The sequence below is a fragment of the Streptomyces sp. CA-106110 genome, from assembly GCF_050936285.1.
In the GTDB taxonomy this organism is placed as follows: domain Bacteria; phylum Actinomycetota; class Actinomycetes; order Streptomycetales; family Streptomycetaceae; genus Streptomyces.
Genome location: NZ_JBNJNB010000001.1, coordinates 664,912 through 684,026, shown reverse-complemented (window position 1 = coordinate 684,026; position 19,115 = coordinate 664,912). Strand labels below are relative to the sequence as shown.

The window sequence follows — 19,115 nt, the reverse complement described above, 5'->3', positions numbered from 1 at the left end:
AGGAGACCCGCAGCACCCGCGGCGAGTGGACGCCGACGACCACCGCGACGACACGCGGCTCACCGGCCTGACCCGCAACAACCAGCCCACGGAACGAACTGTCAGAAATCGAACACTCCAGCCGAACCACTCACGCCGGCGCGCGCACGTGAATGATCGAAGTTACTCTTCGGAGCACCCGAGGTCAGACGGAACCCCAGGCCGGCGAAGGGAGAAGAATGCTCGTAGAGAAAAGCACGGCCATGCGCGGAGTCCAACCGGGTCTGTTGACCAAAGTCCCGGAAGTCACGCTCACATTCTGGGTGGCGAAGCTGGGGACGACGGCATTCGGAGAGGCATTCTCCGACTACGTTTTCTTCAACGACTACATCGGGAGGAACGCGGTCATTCTCATGGCCATGGCCCTGCTGGCAGGCTGTTTGATCGTGCAAGTGGCCACAAAGAGGTACATCCCGGTCGTCTACTGGCTGACGGTGACCGCCGTCAGCATCTTCGGCACCATGTCGGCCGACTACCTGAACCTGAACCTCGGAATGCCGCTGTGGGGTTCCACGGTCATGCTGCTGGGCCTGCAGGCAGTGGTGTTCATCGCCTGGTACACCAGCCAGAAGACGCTGGACATGCACTCCATCAACACCCGTCCGCGCGAGGTGTTCTACTGGCTCACCGTCATCTTCACCTTCGCCCTCGGCACGGCTGCCGGTGACTTCGCCGCCGGCCCGCTCGGCCTGGGTACCCTCGCGTCCACGTTCGTGTTCCTCGCGGTCATTCTGCTGCCGGCCGCGGGGTATCGGTGGCTGCGGTTCAACGAGGTGTTCGCCTTCTGGTTCGCCTACACCATCACGCGCCCGCTCGGTGCGTCCTTCGCCGACTGGCTCGGAGTTCCGGCCCCCTACGGCGACGGCCTCCAGCTCGGGACGGGCCCGATGAGCCTGGCCACCGGGGCCGTACTGGTCGCCGTCCTCGCCCTGGTCATCACCCGGCACCGGTCGGAGACCGCCCGGCAGAACCCGCTTCCCGAGGTGGGATGAACGAACACGCTGTACTTCCGCGCAGTGTTCGTGGGGTCGGACGGCACCCGCACCATCGTGCTCCAGCCGGCGGCCTTGCCTTACAACCCTTCACCGGCGCGGACCCCTGCGTGCCGGGGAGGGCCCGTGGCGCCGGTCCGGCATCTCCAGCGTGCCCGACAACGGGCAATTGGCCGGTGGGTCGTGATCGGGGTGATTGATTGCGGTCGCCCGGTCGCCCGGTCGGGCGGCGGGCCCGGGGTCCCGACTGGCCGGGCTGGTCACCCGGTCAGTGCGGTGAGCCCCGCAGTTCCAGCGTGTCGGAAGATCTTGCGGAGGTTGTGGCAGGCAGCCAGCAGCCGCCACTCGCCCCGCGCCCCGTTCTCGCCCCGCATCAGGAGCCGGCGTCCGTTCTGGCAGGTCATGATCTGGCCGAAGACGGGTTCGACGATGGCCCTGCGGCGGCTGTAGGCGGCCTTGCCGGGCTTGGTTCGCAGCTTGCGGGCCATCCGCTCCTTCAAGGTGGCGTCCTTGGGGATGCGTCCGCGGGGTGCGGGCGGGACCTGCTCTTCGTGCTTGAGTCGGCCGGTGGCCAAGTCCGGGGCCTGGTCGGCGGCCAGGAACCGGAACGCGACATCGTCGGCGCATTTGCGCTCGATCGCCCGGGACGAGCGGATGCCGGTGGTGTAGCCGTAGATCAGCAGCCGCACCATCAGCCGCGGGTCGTAGGGCGGGTAGCCGCGCTTCTCGGTGTAGTCCGCCAGGACCGGACCGAGGTCGAGCACCTCGTCGACCAGCTCGGCGACGAACCGTGCCAGGTGGTCCTCGGGCAGCCACTCGTCCAGCGACGGCGGCAGCAGCAGGACCTGGTGCGGATCGAACGCCCGGAACGTCTTGTCCACCGCCGCCGGACGGCCCTGCGGCCGCTTCTTCTCGACCGGATCAACCTCGAACAGCCCATCGCCACCACCCATACCAACATCACGAACGGCAGGCGGGTTGCCGGTTACTGAGCCCGGATCCACCGGCTTGATTTCGGTGTGATCGTTTCGGGGTCGTGCAGGCCGTGTCGGGGTTGAGTTGCGGATTCGGGCGTGAGGTGGCCGCTGGTCTGTCCAGCTCTTCCACTTTTCCGCAGGTCTCGGGCTCTTTCGGGCAGGTCGGTCAGGGAGTGTCAGGGGCTGGTGGCGCGTGCACGATGTTGAAGAGCTGGGTGAAGTTGGTGCTCCAGGGCCAGCGTTCGGGCAGGTGCAGGGTGAGGCGGCGGGCCGAGCGGGCCAGGCGGGCGGGCACGTTGATCAGGTGGTCACGGATGGTGGCGGTGGTCGCTCTGGCATGGAACGTGCCGGCCAGTGCGCCGGCGGCGCGGGCCAGGTTGTGTGCCAGGGCTGCCAGGGCGAGCCAGGCGGCATTGGCCTGGAAATGCCCGGAGGGCGCGTGGGCGAAGGCGCTGTTCTTGACATCCGCGATCACCTGCTCGACGACAGCGTGCCGTCGATGGTCACGCTCGGCATCGTTCAAGGAGAGCGGGGAGTCGGTGAACGCGGCGTGGTAGCGCCAGGTGTCAAACAGCGTGCCCTGTCCGGCGGGGACGGCTTGCGCTCAGGCGTTTGACGCGGCGCACGATCAGACGGGCGGTGACCTGCTGCTTCTTCGGCTTGGAAGTGAAGGCGGTGTAGGTGGTCTCGGCTATCTCGGCGTCGGAGATCCAGCACTGGCCCTCCTCGTCCCAGACCGCCTCGGGGTACTTGATCGGCGTCCAGGCGTCCTCATCGATGCGGGCGATGGCGGTCTTGACGGAAGCGTTCATCCGCACGGTGATGGAGAACCGCGCGCCCAGCGCCCGGCAGGAGTTGACGACATCGGCGCCGTAGAACGCCGAGTCCGCGCGCATCACCAGCAGGCCGCTGGCGCCGCAGGCGCGGGCGGTGTGGATGGTCTCGGCGACGAACGCCGCCGCTCCGCGCGCGGAGTTCGAGGGTCCCTTGCGTAGCCTGGTGGCGGCGATGACCGGGGCGGCCAGGGGTGTGGAGACGATGCCGAGCAGCGCGTTCAGGCCCTTGACCTTGCTGTATCCGTAACCGGCGCCCTGCTTGGCGTAGCCGTAGGTGCGGCGGATGGTGTCATCGATGTCCACGTAGGCGACCTGGTCCGCGCCGGGCAGCAGCGGGGCGTGACGGGCCAGTTCGGGAAGGAACCGGCGGGCCACAGCGTGCAGTTGCTTCACATGCCCGTGCGTGAAGGAACGCAGGAACGACCCCAGCGTGGACGGGGCCCGCGCACCGGAGAACAGGCGGCCCATCGCGCCGTGCCGCACCCGGTGCATGTCGTCGATGCTGTCGGCGCCCGCGACCATGCCACCCACCAGCGACATCACCTTCGCCGCGGGGAAGGCACCGGTGCCGTCCTTCGAGGCCGGCAGACGGATGTACTCCCCGACCAGTGCGGGCAGACCGCACCGCTCGGCCAACCGCACCACCGGCTCCAGGCCGCCGTACGCGATCAGGTTCGGGTCGTCGAACGCGGATGAGACCGCCGCCGCGGCATGGGAAGATTGCATCTCGGAAGTGCCTTGCTGATCGTGCCTGATGTGGTCCTAGAGAAACCCCATCATCGCAGGTCACAAGGCACTTCTTCGTTCCCCGAGAAACCGTCCACAGGCATCAAGCCGGTGGATCCGGGCTGAGACACGCTCCTAGTGATCAGCGAGAACCTTCCACAGCACCACTGACCAGTCCCCGACTGTACGGACGGATACGGCGTACGAGGAAGACGGCGAGCGCCGGTCCATCAGATCGAGCGACGAGGAGGCAGATCCGTCGCGGGAACGATCTATCCGCAGGTCGCTATCCGCGCAGGCCAAGGCATTCCGTCGGTAGCCCTTCCCGTCGGGCGCGTGGTTATGGGTTCGCCGGCCCGGGCAGGGAGGCGCGGGTCCGTCAGGCGGGCCGGACCGTGCGGCGGGGCGGGTTTCTCCCGTCCTGAAGACCGTGGTGGCAGATTGTGTCCCACCCCAGGGGATTAGCCCGTTATGCCCCGCTTCGCCTCTGGTGGTGGGGGGTTGGTTTTGCTGAGATCTGCTCTGTCCGACCGACATGTCTCGACTCTTCAGGAGTTCTCGATGATCGCTTCCGTCCGCTCCGTCCGTTCGGTCCGCTCCGTGCGCCAGTCCGTGCGCTGCGTGCGGTAACAGCAGCGGCTCTCCAGTGCCCGCCCGGGCCTATAGGCCCGGGCGGGCACTGCCGTTTACGGCTGGACCGTGGGGCGGAGTCCGGGCGCAGCTTTCCTCCCGCCGGGCGGGAAGGCCGCGTGGGTGGCCTGCCGTGGGAGGTGGGCGCGCGGCAGCGTGGAAGGCACCGCATGCCCGGGCGGCGTACCGCCCTCGAGGAGGGGGAGACCGCGCGTGGACACCGACCGCCTGTACATCCTGTCCAGCACCTACACCGACTACCGGCTGGACGGTGAGCCGGGACCCTCGCTGCTGATCAATGATCCGGTCCTGGCGATGCGCTGGTACTTCTCCCATGAACGGGAGGAGGGCATGGCGGTCGCCGGGCAGGTCAGCGACGACGGCGGGGTCAGCTGGCGGCCGTTGCCCGTCGGTGAGCTGTTCGCGGATGCCGAGCGTGCCGCGCCGGCCTCCGTGCACGCGGATCTGCTGCAGGTCGCGCTGGCCGATGAGGCCGCCGACTGGCTGGATACGCGGATCCGGTTCGTCGCGCCCGACGATCCCGCCCAGTGGAGGCCTGCTGCCTCGGATCTCGATGCCTGGCGGCGCGGCGGACAGGTCTGGGCGCTTGTGATGAACGCGGTCCCCGACGAGGCGGTGCTCACCCATCTGACCGCCCTGTACACCAGCCCCGAGGACACCCACCCGGCGAAGGACGGGGAAGCGGAAGGGGGAGAAGGGGAGGCTGCCGATACGGCTGCCGCGGTGGAGGATCCCGGCCTTCAGGAGGGCCCCGAGGTGGCGCGCGAGGCCGCCCGCCGCATGCTTGCTACCCTCGCCCTGGCCCAGGCCCCGCAGCCGCGTCGGTGCCGGAGCTGTTCGAGGCCTTCCGGCTGGTGGAGGAGCTTTCCTTCGTCTCTGCGATCGGCCAGTTCCGTGACCGCGTCGAGCAGGCTCAGGACCGGCTGCTGGACCACGTGGCCTCCCGCATGCCGGAGACCGCCGACGCGGTGGCCGCGCATCCCCTCCCCGGGCATCCCGTGCACCGGGCCGCCCGCACCCTGCTGGGGTGGCTGGCCCACTACGCCGACGGCTCGGGCCCCGGGCAGGAGCTGGTGGCCCGCGCCCGCCGGGACTTTGCCGACGCGGCCGCCGTCCCGGACGCGACCGTGGCTGGCGGTGAGGAGGCGGCCGCCGCGGCCGAGTCGCTCGCGCTGCCGGGCTTTCCCCGGCAGATCACGGATCTTGAGGCCGCTGCGGCATGGCGTGCGATGTCCCCGCTCGCTCGCCAGGAGGCCGAGACGGCCATGGATGACCTGGCGCGGGCGGAGGGCTGGCTTGTCAAAGCCGCCGTCGAGGCAGCCAGTTGGGTCGAGGGCCGGCCGCGCGATGCGGAGCGCGCGACGGCCTTCGGCACGCTCACCCCCGCTCAGCAGCGGCAGGAAGCCAGGCACGCCCGGAACGCCGAAACGGATGCGCGCGACAACGTCAGCTACTTCCGGCAGCGCCTGGAGGAGCTGAACTGCCGGCACGCGGTGCTGATGCACGCATCGATCCTGGCCGACGCCGAGGCGGCCGCCACCACAGCCAAACGCCAGGCCGTCATCGCCGCCTCCGACGCCTTTGAGACCACCGGGGAGACTGCGCCCCAGCCCCGCACGGCGGGCGAGCGGATCGCGCTGGAGGAGGGGTTCATGGCGCGGGTGACCGCGGCGGAGGAGGGCATCGACCAGGTGCTCGACGTCCAGCGGCAGTGGACCAGCGACGCGCGGCACCGCCTGTACCCCCAGACCGCCGGCACCTGGACCATGCGCAACCTGCGCACCCTCCTGGTCGACAACGGGCCGATCGGCGAGAGGGGCACCGAGGAGGCCTACCAGGCCGCACGGAGGGCGGAGCGCACCCTCAGGGATCGGGAGGAACGGCTGAACAGCGGGTACGTCGACTTCGGCTCCCCGGCGGTGACCAAAGAGCAGGTCGACCAGGCCCGCAAGGAGCTTCAGCGCACCCAGCAGTACCTCCAGGACATCATGTCCAGCAGCCCCCTCACCCTGCGGGCGCTCAAGGCCCTGGATTCGGTTGCCGGCCTGCGCCCGTCCCAGAGCGCCAATGGCATCGCCGGTGTCGCCGAGCGCGCCGCCCAGGTCGCGGCCGACTCCCGGTCGCGCACCCGGTCCGCGGACGCAGAGCCGCGCAGTGCCGGGGCCGCCACCCAGCAACTGCAACATGCCCTGTACGCGCCGCAGCAGCCGGGCTCCGGGATCCGGCGCGCCTGACCGTGGGCCGCCTCGTCTGCCGTACAGCCTGTCAGGCGGGCACCGCTGCCTTCTCGGCTTCCTCGGCGCCAGCGCCCGCCTTGTCGTCTGCGGAAGCGGCAGGCTTGGCCAGCGTGTACATCACCGATCCCTGCTGGGTGGCCCGCTCGACGCGGCCCTTTGCGACGCCGGCCTCGAGGGCGTTGCGCACCAACTGAGGGGAGGGGGACCGGTCGGGGTGGGCCGCTATCAGCTCCTCGCGGACCTCGCTGACCATGCGGGGCTCACCGGTGTGGTGACGCAGGATGTCTTCGACGAGCTCGCGCAGCGGGGGCTCGTTGTTCTTGGCCGTGGTTCTCTTGGCCGTGGTCTTCTTCGCGGCGGCCTTCTTCGCCGCGGGCTGCGCCTGCTCGCTCGGCGCGTCGCCGGTCTCTTCCTGCCGTGGTTGCGGGACAGGGGCCTCCCCTTCGGCCGCATCAGGCGTGTCGGCTGCTTGGTGAGGCGTGGGCAGCGACTTCTGCATGCGAAGAAGCCACTCCTCGTCCCTCTTGAGTTGCTCCAGTCGCTTCTGTTGGGACGCGATGAGCGTGATGGTCTCTTCCTGCGCCGCGCGGTTTGTCTCGAGGTCGGCGGCAAACTGCCGCGCGTAGAGGGTTTCGATGCGGGGGCTGTCTGGGTTTGCGGCCACGGCCGTGCACACTCCTTTGCCCCGGGTGAGTTGCTGCCGGATGCTACCTGTTGGCGCAGCTGGGACGGGGTGCGTTCGGCCAGGCCGAACCCGCAATAGGGCCTCACGCGCACTGGGCTGGGCCATGCGGGAGGAGTTGGTGATGGGTACCGGCCCAGGCGTTTGCTAGTGGTGCCGGCTGCGGGCCGGGCGCCCGCGCGGGCGGGTCACATGGTGTGGAGGCCTTCGCTCTCCCAGGCGCGGAGGGTGGTGTAGTCCTGCTCGATGTCCTGGTGGTGGTGGGCGGCGAGGTAGGTGTAGCCGGGGGAGTTGAGCAGGTCGGATGTCGGTTCGAGGAGTGTGCCGGGGTCGGTGGCGTAGGCGACGTGCACGACGGTGGGCAGTGACGCGACCTTGGTGAGGGCGTCTGCGCTGGCCGGGCCGCGGAAGGGGTTGATGAACTCGACGTTGCGCAGGGCGCCCACGTGCCGGTCGTGGGTGTCGTTGAAGCCCGTCAGGGATGCGGGATCGATGAGTGCGGCGGCGGCCAGCGACGTCTGCGAGGTGCCGCAGTATTTCTCCACGATGCCGGGTGCGGTGGCTCCGCCCAGGCGGGCGCCGGTCTCGATGAGGACGGGCCCGTCGGCCGTGAGCATGACCTCGGTGTGGGCCGGTGTCTCGGTGATACCGAGAGCGTTAAGGACACTGACGGTGAAGGACCGCAGGATCTGTCCCACCGTGCTGGAGACGGACACCGGTTCCTCGTAATCGTAGATCGGCGTGGAGGCGGGGCCCCGCCGCTTGGTGTAGCGCCAGATCTCGGCGACCCGGTGCACGCCGCGGGCGGAGACCGTGTTGATGTAGTACTCGGTGCCCTCAAGGCGCTGCTGCACCAGGACCGTGGTGTTCGGCTCGCCGAAGATGTTGCGATCGCCGAGGACGCGTGCGGCGGCCTTGGCCACCTCCTCGGGCGTGCTGCAGAACCGCACGTGGTCGCTGCCCCCGCTGGCGCGCGGTTTGACGACCGCGTCTGGCAGTCCGGAGGCCGCGAACCACTCCGCAGCCTCGGCGGCGGAGCGGGCGGTGGTTGCGTACGGCGTCGCCAGGCCCGCTGCCCGCACCACCTTGGCCATCAGGGCCTTGTCCCGGCGTGCGGCGGGCTGGGCGGGGGAGTTGGTGGGCAGGCCCAGCGCCATGGACACGGACTCCGCCAGCATGACCCCGGACTCGGTGCCGGCGATGACGCGGGAGACCCGGGCGTTGTTCAGCCACGCGACCAACGCCCCGGTGTCGGGGGCGTAACCGAGGTCGCGGGTGTAGTCGCCGGGCCGGTACGACCGCAGCAGGTATGGGGTGAAGTCGCCGGCCGGGCGGCTTTGGACGTGTAGGCACTCGATACCTGCCGCGTGCAGGCGCTGGGCCAGGGCGGCTCCGGTGGAGTATCCGTCCACGACGGCGATTCTCATGGCGATGTCCTTCCACACAGCAGGGGTGGTCAGGGGCGAGACGGGGTGTCACCGACCGGCACGGCGGTGATGGGGCGGGGCCGGGTGCGCAGGATGCGGGCCAGCGGCACACAGGCCCAGGCCGCCAGCACGGCAGTGCCCATCAGCAGGGCGGCCACCAGCAGTCGTCCGCCCGCGTTCAGAGCGAGGGCGATGCCGAGCGGGGTCAGGGAGGCCAGGGCCGAGGCGCCGCTGAGGACCGCCTGGTAGCGGCCGATGGCACCGGCGGGGGCGGCCGTGGCGAGGAAACCGCCAAGGGCCACGCTGAAACACACCTCACCCGGGACCATCAGCACGGCCGCGACCGCATAGCCGAGGACGGTGTGCTGCAGCGCCGCGAGTCCCATCGAGGCCCCCAGGATCAGGCTGCCTGCCGCCAGGATCGGCGCGAGGGGGTAGCGGATGCTCTCGTTGCGGCCGACCAGGAGCCGGGTGAGTGGCGGGCTGAGGACGAGGACCGCCACCGTGTTCGCGATCATCGCGGTGCCCAGGGCGGTCGGCGGCAGGCCGTCGGCACTCATGACCAGTGGCAGGACGCTGACCAGACCGTAGGCGCTGATCATCGCCCCGACCGCGGCGACCGCGATCCATCGCAGCGCCGGATCGGACAGGACCTGCCGGTAGGCAACCGACGCCGCACCGGAGGACATGTGAGTGGGGCGGGGGGACAGGACCCGGCGGGCGATCACCGCGGCGGCCAGGCAGGCCACGCCGTTGAGGAGGAACAGGATCCGGTAGCCGTGCTCGTGCGCCACATAGCCGCCCACGGCGCCGGACAGGGCCACACCGACGTTCGCCATCCAGTACATCCAGCTCTGGACGCGGGTGCGGCCGGCCTCGCTGGTGATCCTCTCGTTGATCTCGGCGGACACCGCCGGGCGCTGGACTTCCATGGTGCAGCCGAGGCAGAAGGCGATCGCGATGACGGCGGGCAGCACATTCACCACGGCCAGGCTGACGCACGCCGCGGCCGATGCCACCAGCCACAGGGGCAGGACGGTGCGCTGGCCCATGCGGTCGGTCATCGCCCCGCAGACGGCCTGCCCGATGCACCAGCCGATCCCGAAAGCGGTCAGGCAGATGCCCGCCGCCGTGGTGCCGTGCGCCGTGCCGACGTAGTAGCCGAGGTAGTCGAAGGCGAACCCGGCGCCCTTGAGGACGAGTGTGGTGCCCAGGAGCGTCGCGATGACGGTGCGGGACGACGGCGCAGGACGCGCGTGGCGGGGGAGTGCAACCGGCGGAGTGGTGACGGTCATGTCAGAGTGCCTGCCTGGTCAAGGAGTACGGGGGGCGTCATCGCCCCGCCCGCGGTACCGGAGTTACGCCGCCCGCGCCTGACACCGACCTGCGAGCGGAGACAACCGGGCCCGTGACGGGACTACTCGGCGACACGACCATCGCTGGCCCGTCGACGCGCCGGCCCGGCTCCGCGCCTGGCTCCCACACCCTGAGGCGGCGATCCCGGCCGCCGATCCGCACCACGGGATCGGCCCCCACCATCCCCACGGCGTGGCCCGGGCCTGGTGAGACGGCCCCTCCCGCCCCCCGGGACGGCGGACGACTTCACCGACTCGGCAGGTGGGAGCGGCACGCCCGGGCACGGCTGGCCCCCCAAGGCGCCCTGAAGGATCAGTCGCGGCCGACCCGATCCCTCCACACTCCGTCGAAAGGTCCCCGTTATGCGCCGTGTTGCGCTCCGTTCGGTTGCTCCCGCCGTCCTGGCGATGGCGGCCGCCGCCGCTCTGACTCTCACCACCGCCCCGGCCGCGCACGCCGTCGGCGAGAACTCCCGCTGCACCATCAACTGGAGCCCCAACTTCGGCGCCACGGTGGGCAAGAACGGCTGGAACTTCCGCACGGGCCCGTCGACGGGCTACGCGAGCCGCGGGCTGCTGTACCGGGGCGACCGGCTCACCGTCCTGTGCAGCCGCGGGAGTTGGGATTACGGCCAGCTCTCCCAGCGGTCGCGGTCGGGGATGGCCAAGGGCCTCCGCGGCTGGGTACGGGAGGACGGCCTCGTGAGCCTGGCGGGCTGAGCACCCCCGACCGCGCCCTGCCTGCAGGCCAGGGCGCACGGCCGGAGCGCCGCACGCGATGCCCGGGGCGACTGATGGTGACCGGGCAGGCGCCCGCTCCGACATGAGACCGGGCGCCTGCACCCTGGCGTGCGGGGCTGACACCGCCGTGCGCGGGCGATCCGAGGCGGCAGCACCGCACAGCGGCGGCCCCCACCTGACAGGGGGCCGCCGCTCTCTCATGCCCGGCTCACCGCGCGCCGCGTTCCGCCCGTGCAGGCCCATGAGACCAGGACACACACGCGCGACTCGCGGCCCCATGTGGCGGTCTGGGCGTACGGGTTGGGGCGCCAGACGCTGGGATGCACGGCGCCGGCGGTCCGCGTGCGGGGATCCGCCGTTGCCGCCCGGCCGCCGCCTGGGCTGAACTTCCACCCGAGTGGCCAACCCCTCGGCCGCTGCCGCCGCCCGTACGGCATCATGCCCGCCAGGCCCCGTGTGCGGGCGGCGGCCACCCGATACGACGCTCTCCAACCTCGGCTGCTCCCAGCGCGGCCCGCCGCCATAGCAGCCGCAGGCCTCTAAGAACCCGCCCGCCCCACGACCGCGCCGGGAATGGAGCGGCCCACGAATCCGCCTTCCGGCGCTTGAGGCGGCGGCCGACAGGTTCGTACGCGCTCTACGGCGCCTGGCGCAGGTTTCTCCGCTGCTGCTCGTGAGCGGCCTGATGGTGCTGCTGATCGTGGACGAGGGGGCGGGAGGGCGCTGGTTTGCGGCTGCGTTCGGCGATGGCCGCAGTGAGGCTCCGTGCGAAGGAGGCGACGGCACTGGCCGCCACCTTCATGCTCGTAGGGGGGATCGTCGCGGCGGCGACCTGTGATGGTCTGCGTGTGATTGTCAGTTGCTGATAGTCACCGTGATGTCAGTGGAGGACTCGGCTTGACCAGGGACAAGTCGCTGACCTCCTCCGCCGGTTACTTGTGACACGAGTGGCGAAAGCCGATGTCAACGTCGTGCAGACCGGCACCGTCTGGGACCGTATCACCGGCTGCATCGCCCTGCCCGCCGCGACCTGACCGAGGACCGTCACCCGGCCCCACTACGACCTGACACATCCTCAACCAACCACCAGCCAAACAACTTGACAGCGCCCTCGTGCACGGCGTCCTCCCGAGTCTGCTCGATTTCGTGCGCTGCCCCTGCGGTGTGCCTGGCACGACGCTGTGCCGTTCGGCCGTGTCCGGCATGTGGGCTGGGCCAGGCGAGCGGCGAGCAGGCCGAGCGGGCATCGTGTAGATAGCCCGCTCGGCAAGGTTGACGGCCGGGGCTGTCAGGCGACTGGAGCCGCCGTGGGGTCCGGGGTGTGCGGCCCGGTCGGGACGTCGGGGCTGCGGAACCAGGAGCCCTGGGCCACGCGCTGGATCGCCATCAGCAGCAGCCCCAGGAGGAGCGAGGCGATGCCGATCACGGTGACGCCGCCGACCCGGCCGAGTCCCGGGAGGCTGATCGCGGTGTAGCCGTATCCGGGGTCGGCGTAGACGTCGAAGGCGGCGTAGCAGAAGAAGTAGAGAAGCATCACGCTGCCCAGGCCTGGCAGGACGCCCTTCAGCCACAGATCGCGGGCGCTGCGGCCGAGCACCTTGCGGAAGTACCAGGCGCAGGCCAGGCCGGTGAGCCCGTAGTAGAAGGCGATGGCCAGGCCGACCGAGGAGATCGAGTCGGTGAGCACGTTGGTGCTGATCCGGGTCAGCAGCACGTAGAAGGCGATGGAGGCCAGCCCCATGCCGACGGTGGCCCAGGTAGGAGTCTGGAAGCGCTTGTGGACCCGGCCGAAGTGGGACGGGATGGCCTTGTGGGCGGCCATGGAGAAGGCGGTGCGGGCGGTCGGCAGGATGGTGGTCTGGGTGGAGGCGGCCGCCGAGGTGAGCACGGTGAGGATGAAGAGCTTGGCCAGCAGCCAGCCGATGCCGCTGGTGCCGAAGACGGCGCCGCCCAGAACGGAGAGCACATCTGCGGAGTTGCCCGGGTTGGCGAGCCCGTTGCCCTTGTCGCCCACGCCGGCGAAGGCCTGGGCCGAGGTGGAGACCAGCGCGTAGATCAGCAGCAGCAGGCCGGTGGAGATGACGGCTGCGCGGCCGGGGGTGCGGGTCTTGTCGGCGGTCTCCTCGTTGACGGAGACGGCGGTGTCCCAGCCCCAGTAGATGAAGATCGCCGACAGGATCCCGGCGGTGAACGCGGAGGCGGAGGCCACGTCGAAGGGGTTGAACCAGGACAGCGACAGGTGGATCGAACCCTTGGCATCGGTGTAGGCGCGCACGAGCGCGGTCCCCGAGAAGAGCACCAGCATGACCACTTCGCCGACGAGCATCACCCGCTGCAGCGCGGCGGAGACCTCGATGCCGATGTAGCAGATCAGCGTCATCAGAGCGATCCAGACCACGCCTGCCACCGTGGTCCACAGCGTGCTGGCGGCCAGGCTGTCCAGGCCGAGGAGCTGGAAGGTGTAGCCGCCGGCGATCTGGGCCAGGTTCGCCATGACGATCACGTCGGCGACGATGATGCCCCAGCCGCCCATCCATCCGGTGCGCGGCCCGAAGGCGCGGGCAGCCCAGGTGAAGGTGGTGCCGCAGTCGGGATCGACCGCGTTCATCTCCTTGTAGGCGTAGGCGATGAGCAGCATCGGGATGAACGCCAGGATCGTGATGATCGGCGCCTGGAGCCCGACGCCGGCCACGATCAGGCCCAGCGTCGCCGCGAGGCTGTAGGCGGGTGCGGCGGAGGCGAGGCCGATGGACACCGAGGAGAAGAGGCCGAGCGCGCCGATGCGAAGACCCTTCTCGCCGGAACCACTGCCGTGGCCCTCGAGGGCAGGACGATCCGGCGCATCGGATCTGGTGGCGGGAGTACTCATGGTGGTTCCCCATCGCGGAATGAACAACACTGGTGGGGGTCCGTTATAGAAGCGCTAAGAAACAGTGTCAATATTATTGCTTGAGCAATTTTGATGGCTGTAGATTGCTGATCCAGCATCCGGAGCCGCAGCTACCGCCCATGGTGTGACGCCAGCGGCGGCCGGGCGAACCAAGCCCCCGGATGCGAACACCGCCGCGCCGACCGCAGCGCGGTGACGGGCGAGAGAACCGGAGAGCGACCATGGCCACCGCCCACCAGCTGGACGAGCTCGACCGGCGGATCATCGCCATCCTGCAGGCGGACGGCAGACGCCCCTACAGCCAGATGGCAGAGGCGTTGAACCTCCCGGCGTCCTCGGTGCGCTTCCGCGTCCAGCGGCTGGAGGAGAGCGGCATCCTGCAGATCGTCGGCATCGCCGACCCGCTCACCATCGGGTTCGACCACTTCGTCATGATCGGCATCAAGGTGCGCGCCGGGGAGGCGCAGAACGTCTGCCGGGCCCTGAGCGAGCTGCCGGAGACCTCCTACGTGATCCTCACGGCGGGCCGCTTCGACGTGATGGCCGAGGTGATCTGCCGGGACACCGCGCACTTCACCGAAGTGGTCACCACCCGGGTGCAGCAGGTGGACGGAGTGCTGTCCACGGAGTCCTTCTTCATCCTCGAGATGCACAAGCTGGCCTACGGCTGGGGCGCGGGCGAGGTCGAGCCGGCACCTGCCTCGGAGGCCTGAGCGGGTCGTAGTGCCGCAGTCGGCCGGCACGTTCATCGCCCAGTCGGACGGGCGCGAGGGGCTCCGACGCCGTATGCCGGAGACTCGCGGGGCCCATGGCGCGCTCCGCTGCTGTGCCCATGTTCCCGGCCCCAACATCGAACCAGGAGCGACATGACGACATTGTGGATTGCCGGCCGGCCGGTGTCGGGAGCCGGAACCTCGGACCTCGTGATCAACCCGGCGACCGAGGAGACCGTGGCCAGCGTGGGTTCCGCGAGCCTGGAACAGGTCGACGGCGCGGTCCGCGCCGCTCGCGACGCTACGGACCGATGGCGGCGCACGCCGGCCGCGGAACGGGCAGACCTTCTCCACGGCATCGCGAACTGGCTGCGCGAGCACGCCGACAAGCTGGCCTGGCAGATGTCCGTCGAGGGCGGCAAGCCCTTGGTGGAGAACACCGACGAGGTCGGCTGGGCGGCGGCGTGTTTCGACTACTACGCCGAACTCGGCCGACATGAGCGCGGGCGCGTACTGCCGCCGGTGGAGGACCGGCAGTTGGCCCTCGTCATCAAGGAACCGCTCGGGGTCGTCGCCGCGATCGTGCCCTGGAACTACCCACTGCTGCTGCTCGCCTGGAAGCTCGCGCCCGCACTCGCGGCGGGGAACACGGTCGTGGCCAAGCCCTCCCCCTACACGCCACTATCGACACTGATGCTCGCCGAAGCCTTCACCCAACTTCCGCCCGGCGTCGTCAACCTGATCGCGGGCGGGGCCGCAGTCGGCGAGGCGCTGGTCGTCCACCCCGGTACCGACCTCGTCGCCTTCACCGGCTCCACCGCTGCCGGGCTGCGCATCGGCGAACTCTGCGCGCGCCAAGTCAAGCGCACCCACCTGGAGCTGGGCGGCAAGGACGCCTTCATCGTGTGCGAGGACGCCGACCTCTCGGTGGCCGCGGCCGGAGCCGCCTGGGCCGCGTATCTCAACGCCGGCCAGGTCTGCACCTCCGCCGAACGGTTCTACGTCGCGGACGCCGTCTACGACGAGTTCGTGGACCGCATGGTCGCCGAGGCGGCCGCGGTCCGGCTGGGTAGCCCGCTCGCGCCGGGAACGGACATGGGCCCCGTGATCGCTGAGGTCCAGCGGGCCGCCGTGGAACGGCAACTCGCCTCGGCCCGCGGAGCGGGGGCCCGCATCCTCGTCGGCGGCGACCACGGCGGTTTCGACCGGGGCTGGTACCTCTCCCCGTCGGTGGTCGTCGACGTCACCGACGACATGCCGCTCATGCGGGACGAGACGTTCGGCCCGGTCGCTCCGATCGCCCGGGTCTCCTCGCTCGACGAGGCCATCGCTCGGGCCAACGCGCTGCCTTACGGTCTGGGTGCCAACGTCTACACCAACCGCGCCGACTACGCGTACCGGTGTCTGGACGAGCTCAAGGCCGGCACCGTCTGGATCAACGACCCGCTGACCGACAACGACGCCGGCCCGTTCGGCGGCATGAAAGCCTCCGGCAACTCGCGCGAGCTCGGACCGGAGGGCCTGGAGTCGTTCCGGGAGACCAAGCACGTGCACTGGAGCATCTCCGCCGAGCGCAAGCCCTGGTGGTACCCCTACCAGTAGACCGAACTACCGTCCCAGGCGCGGACTGCCATCCCCTGCCGTCCGCGCGGAGGCCGGACCGCGTCCCGGGTCACCGCAGATCAGGCCAGCGCGTGCCGGTTTGCACAGCTGTTCTAACGCACTGGGCCACTTTGTCCGTTCCCGCACCTCACCGCCGCGGGACGACGTGCCCGCACCCCGTACTTCTCCAACCGCACGAAAGCAGGTCTGTTGTGGGCACGTCCGCCACCGCCAACGGCGGTGTCTCCTTCTGGTACTCCGCACTGGGGACACCCGCCCCGCGCCCCGCCCTCGACGGACCGCTCGATGTGGACGTCGCCATCGTCGGCGGCGGATACACCGGCCTGTGGGCCGCCTACTACCTCAAGGCCGCCGAGCCCTCGCTCCGCGTGGCTGTGCTGGAGCAGCGTTTCTGCGGCTACGGCGCGTCCGGGCGCAACGGCGGATGGCTCTACAACGGCTTCGCCGGGCGGGGGGCCTTCGCCAGGAAATACGGCAAGCCGGCCGCCCAGGCCATGCAACGGGCGATGAACGAGGCCGTCGACGAGGTGATCCAGGTCTGCGACACCGAGGGGATCGACGCAGACGTGGTCAAGGGCGGAGTGTTGGAGGTGGCCCGCACACCCGCTCAGTTGAAGCGGCTGGACGCCTTCGTCGCCGCGGAACACTCCTACGGCCTGACCGAAGTGGTACGCCTGGACGCAGAACAAGCCGCCGCACAGCGGGCCGTGGACGGCACACTCGGCGCCAGCTGGACACCGCACGGAGCCCGGATCCAACCCGCCAAGCTCGTGCTGGGGCTGGCGGAGGTCGTTGCCCGGATGGGTGTACAGATCTACGAGCAGACGCCGGTCACCGAGATCCTTCCCGCTGCCGGAACCGGGCGTGCGCGCGCCGTCACCGCGCACGGCACGGTCACCGCGCACCAGGTACTGCGGTGCACCGAAGGATTCACCGCCAACCTGCCCGGTGAGCAGCGGTCCTGGCTGCCCATGAACTCCTCGATGATCGTCACCGCCCCGCTGCCCGCGTCCTTCTGGGCTTCAGTGGGCTGGGAAGGCCACGCGACGCTGGGCGACTTCGCGCACGCGTACATGTACGCACAGCGGACCGCCGACGACCGGATCGCACTCGGCGGGCGCGGCGTGCCGTACCGCTTCGGTTCGCGCACCGACAACGACGGCTCGACCGCCCAGCGGACCGTCGACGAGCTGTACGCAATCCTGACCCGGTTCTTCCCGGCCGCGCGCGGCATCGGCGTGGACCACGCGTGGTCGGGCGTGCTGGGCGTACCGCGGGACTGGTGCTGCACGGTGGCCCTGGACCGCGCCTCTGGCCTGGGGTGGGCGGGCGGTTATGTCGGCAGCGGCGTCACCACCACCAACTTGGCAGGGCGCACCCTGCGGGACCTGGTACTTGAGCGGGACACCGAACTCACCGTCCTGCCCTGGGTGGGTCACAAGGTGCGCCGATGGGAGCCGGAGCCCCTGCGCTGGCTCGGCGTCCACGGCATGTACGCCGCGTACCACTGGGCCGATCGCCAAGAGAGGGACGGGCGAGCGACAACGTCCCCCGTCGCTCGGGTGGCCGACCTGGTCTCCAGACGCCACTGATCTTCACTCGCCAACCTGATGCCCCTGGGCGGGGCGGTCAGACGATCCACTGGTCAAGGGCTGCCGTGGTGGGTCGTCTCCTGCTCGGGGCACTGTCAAGTTGATTGGTGGGCCTCGGGGCTGGGATGATCGTCGGGTTTGTCGATCGTCGGGGAGGGGCCTGGTTGTGGAGACCGAGACGACAGTGTCGTACAAGGGCTTCCGGTTTCCGGCGGAGATCATCTCCGAGGCGGTGTGGCCTGGGCCTCCTCGGTGGTGGCGGCCCCGCCGGGACGACGGTCCGCAGGTTCGACGGTAGCGGGCAGTGGGCGGCTGGTGGAGCGGTCCTGATCACGCAGCACCTCGCGCGGGGGCCGGCTGCGACTTGGTGCGCAGCGGGACGGCGTGGCCGCCGGAACGGCGAGAGCGGTGACTCTCGCCGTTCCGGCGGGCGCAGGCGGCCTGGGCCATGGCTTGCTGGTCCTCGACCGCCGGGCGGTGGGCGCCTTCCGGCTCGCGGATCTTGTTGTAGTGCCGGCGCTGGACCCGCGGCGATCGGCCCGGCCCGAACCCGGAGCCCCCGCCCTGCCAGTGAGCTCGCCGAGCCTGGCGGCCAGGACGGTCCTACTGCCATTAGCTCGCCTTTTCGGTCTCGGCCTTGAGTAGCAGAATCTCCCCGCACAGGATGTAGGTGTTCAAAGCGCAGAGGTTGCCTGCTCGCAGTGCCATGGAGGCGTGCACGCCCTTGTTGGTGAGTTCGTCGACGCTCTCGAATCGCTCGTGGAGTCCCTTGCTCAGCGCAACGGTCATCTTGCCGACGCTCTTGCTGTCGTTAGCGCGCTTGATGAACTCGAATAGCCGGTTTCTGTAAGAGGGTTGGTCCAGCTTGTGGCCGCTGTCACTCGGCTGGTCTTGAGGGGGAAGCACGTGGTCAACCACGGCCTCAAGGATGCGTCGGCACGTGGTGATCGCCTGGGAGAGTTCCTCGCTGGCTGGCCTTTCCGGGTCAGCGGTCGCAGCCTCGTTGAGCCGTCGGTATACGGCGTTGAACTGCTCGATCAGGGTGGGAACTCCTTCGGCGAGAAGCTTGTCGACTATCGTCTTGTAATCGCCGAAGATCGACTCGTTGATGGAGGCGTAACCGAAGCGGCGCTCCCAGGCGCATAGGTAGCTGAACGTCCGGTAGCGTGTCCGGTCCTGGATCTCCCGGTGCTTGCGTGAGAAATCCAGCTCCTGGGGCGACCCATAGTCTGGGAGCTGCGGTGCACGCTCCGACCAGAACTGGATCATGTCCAGGGAATGCGTGTAGATCTGGGAAGTGTTCGGGTCGAGAGGCTTCTTGGGGTCGTCCGCCCGAGCCCGGTCGCGGAAGTATTCGCGCAGGGCGTCCTCAGCCGGCCCATCAGGGTTGCCCCAGGTCGAGGAGTCGGCCATTAGCTGTTTGAACGAAGACGCGTTCGCTTGGGGATCGCCACCTGAAGGCATCAACTCGTGCGCCAGGCGTACCGCCGCACGAGAGTCGCCGATCAGACCGGCGATCCTCACCGCACGGCGGACCGACACTTGCAGGGGGCGGTCGTCGAACTCGTCGAGTGCGGTACGGATCAGCGCCAGGATATCGTCGGTAAAGGCCACCGAAGGAATGTAGCCCGGGC

General features: G+C 69.7%; 12 protein-coding genes and 1 pseudogene. 6 read left to right on the top strand and 7 right to left on the bottom strand.

What is annotated here, in order from left to right; all coding sequences use genetic code 11:
• The first annotated feature begins 218 nt into the window (after positions 1-218).
• Positions 219-1,031: a COG4705 family protein gene (locus ACQEXA_RS03345; protein ID WP_360974067.1), complete on the top strand. Its 813-nt coding sequence runs from the start codon at positions 219-221 to the stop codon at positions 1,029-1,031.
• A gap of 260 nt (positions 1,032-1,291) precedes the next feature.
• Here ACQEXA_RS03345 and ACQEXA_RS03340 read toward each other — a convergent pair whose 3' ends face one another.
• Complete coding sequence (locus ACQEXA_RS03340; RefSeq protein WP_433134440.1) at positions 1,292-1,912, bottom strand: transposase; 621 nt, start codon at positions 1,910-1,912, stop codon at positions 1,292-1,294.
• A gap of 262 nt (positions 1,913-2,174) precedes the next feature.
• Positions 2,175-3,570, bottom strand: a pseudogene (locus tag ACQEXA_RS03335) (IS1380 family transposase).
• 1,475 nt (positions 3,571-5,045) lie between these two features.
• Between ACQEXA_RS03335 and ACQEXA_RS03330 the strand changes: the two are divergent.
• Positions 5,046-6,455 carry a hypothetical protein gene (locus tag ACQEXA_RS03330; protein ID WP_433128548.1) on the top strand — a complete coding sequence of 470 codons (1,410 nt, stop codon included), beginning with the start codon at positions 5,046-5,048 and terminating at the stop codon, positions 6,453-6,455.
• A 31-nt stretch (positions 6,456-6,486) separates the two neighbouring features.
• Here the strand turns inward: ACQEXA_RS03330 and ACQEXA_RS03325 are convergent, their stop codons facing one another.
• The 3 genes from ACQEXA_RS03325 to ACQEXA_RS03315 form a co-directional block, all read right to left on the bottom strand.
• Positions 6,487-7,122: a hypothetical protein gene (locus ACQEXA_RS03325; protein WP_433128546.1), complete on the bottom strand. Its 636-nt coding sequence runs from the start codon at positions 7,120-7,122 to the stop codon at positions 6,487-6,489.
• Between the two features lie 206 nt (positions 7,123-7,328).
• Positions 7,329-8,567 carry an ATP-grasp domain-containing protein gene (locus tag ACQEXA_RS03320; protein WP_433128545.1) on the bottom strand — a complete coding sequence of 413 codons (1,239 nt, stop codon included), beginning with the start codon at positions 8,565-8,567 and terminating at the stop codon, positions 7,329-7,331.
• Positions 8,568-8,596: 29 nt separating this feature from the next.
• A complete protein-coding gene (locus ACQEXA_RS03315; protein ID WP_433128543.1) occupies positions 8,597-9,862 on the bottom strand; it encodes an MFS transporter in 1,266 nt (421 codons plus the stop codon).
• Positions 9,863-10,285: 423 nt separating this feature from the next.
• Here ACQEXA_RS03315 and ACQEXA_RS03310 point away from each other — a divergent pair, with 423 nt between their 5' ends.
• Complete coding sequence (locus ACQEXA_RS03310; RefSeq protein ID WP_433128541.1) at positions 10,286-10,642, top strand: SH3 domain-containing protein; 357 nt, start codon at positions 10,286-10,288, stop codon at positions 10,640-10,642.
• A gap of 1,309 nt (positions 10,643-11,951) precedes the next feature.
• On the opposite strand, the gene ACQEXA_RS03305 is transcribed toward ACQEXA_RS03310, so the two are convergent.
• Positions 11,952-13,532 carry an APC family permease gene (locus ACQEXA_RS03305; protein WP_433128539.1) on the bottom strand — a complete coding sequence of 527 codons (1,581 nt, stop codon included), beginning with the start codon at positions 13,530-13,532 and terminating at the stop codon, positions 11,952-11,954.
• A 242-nt stretch (positions 13,533-13,774) separates the two neighbouring features.
• Here ACQEXA_RS03305 and ACQEXA_RS03300 point away from each other — a divergent pair, with 242 nt between their 5' ends.
• The 3 genes from ACQEXA_RS03300 (at position 13,775) to ACQEXA_RS03290 (ending at position 17,481) form a co-directional block, all read left to right on the top strand.
• Positions 13,775-14,266 carry an Lrp/AsnC family transcriptional regulator gene (locus ACQEXA_RS03300; RefSeq protein ID WP_433128537.1) on the top strand — a complete coding sequence of 164 codons (492 nt, stop codon included), beginning with the start codon at positions 13,775-13,777 and terminating at the stop codon, positions 14,264-14,266.
• Between the two features lie 153 nt (positions 14,267-14,419).
• Complete coding sequence (locus ACQEXA_RS03295; protein ID WP_433128535.1) at positions 14,420-15,868, top strand: aldehyde dehydrogenase family protein; 1,449 nt, start codon at positions 14,420-14,422, stop codon at positions 15,866-15,868.
• Between the two features lie 212 nt (positions 15,869-16,080).
• Positions 16,081-17,481, top strand: coding sequence for an NAD(P)/FAD-dependent oxidoreductase (locus tag ACQEXA_RS03290; RefSeq protein WP_433128533.1), 1,401 nt, complete (start codon positions 16,081-16,083; stop codon positions 17,479-17,481).
• A 612-nt stretch (positions 17,482-18,093) separates the two neighbouring features.
• Here the strand turns inward: ACQEXA_RS03290 and ACQEXA_RS03285 are convergent.
• Positions 18,094-19,095, bottom strand: a complete 1,002-nt coding sequence (locus tag ACQEXA_RS03285; RefSeq protein ID WP_433128531.1) for a hypothetical protein — start codon at positions 19,093-19,095, stop codon at positions 18,094-18,096.
• Between the last annotated feature and the right edge of the window lie 20 nt (positions 19,096-19,115).

Coding starts and splice junctions, on each gene's coding strand:
- ACQEXA_RS03345 (WP_360974067.1), top strand. CDS start 219: ATGCTCGTAGAGAAAAGCACGGCCATGCGCGGAGTCCAACCGGGTCTG.
- ACQEXA_RS03320 (WP_433128545.1), bottom strand. CDS start 8,567: ATGAGAATCGCCGTCGTGGACGGATACTCCACCGGAGCCGCCCTGGCC.
- ACQEXA_RS03315 (WP_433128543.1), bottom strand. CDS start 9,862: ATGACCGTCACCACTCCGCCGGTTGCACTCCCCCGCCACGCGCGTCCT.
- ACQEXA_RS03310 (WP_433128541.1), top strand. CDS start 10,286: ATGCGCCGTGTTGCGCTCCGTTCGGTTGCTCCCGCCGTCCTGGCGATG.
- ACQEXA_RS03305 (WP_433128539.1), bottom strand. CDS start 13,532: ATGAGTACTCCCGCCACCAGATCCGATGCGCCGGATCGTCCTGCCCTC.
- ACQEXA_RS03300 (WP_433128537.1), top strand. CDS start 13,775: ATGGCCACCGCCCACCAGCTGGACGAGCTCGACCGGCGGATCATCGCC.
- ACQEXA_RS03295 (WP_433128535.1), top strand. CDS start 14,420: ATGACGACATTGTGGATTGCCGGCCGGCCGGTGTCGGGAGCCGGAACC.